We start from the raw sequence: 319 nt of genomic DNA, 5'->3' as shown, positions 1-319 counted from the left end.
AACGCGTTGGTCTTCTTGTTGGTCGCGAACGTCCCGTACGACTTGAGCACGCGCGGATGCGGCCGATCGCCGAAATACAGCGCGATGCTGTCGTCGACCTTGCCCGGCTCGCTCGTCAGTGCGCTGTCGATCGGGTAGGTGTCGATCGTGTCGCGCGCGTAGGCGGCCGGGGCAGCAAACGACGCGGCGAGCAACGCCAGTGCGATGCGATGTTTCATCGGTACTCCGTTATCGGACGTTCAGTTTCACGACATCGCCCGACACGGCGATCGCGCCCGCGCTGGGGCTCACGCCGCACGTATAGCCGGTGGTCGAATTC

1 pseudogene is annotated in these 319 nt (G+C 64.3%); it reads right to left on the bottom strand.

The window, feature by feature from the left end:
- Positions 1 to 218 (bottom strand): annotated as a pseudogene (locus SB816_RS30585) (excinuclease ABC subunit A); the annotation flags it as partial.
- Positions 219 to 319 lie beyond the last annotated feature (101 nt).

It is taken from the genome of Achromobacter sp. SIMBA_011 (assembly GCF_046535435.1).
GTDB lineage: Bacteria > Pseudomonadota > Gammaproteobacteria > Burkholderiales > Burkholderiaceae_B > Achromobacter > Achromobacter dolens.
The sequence above is the reverse complement of the archived record's forward strand: the minus strand, read 5'-3'. Positions and strand labels throughout refer to the sequence as shown.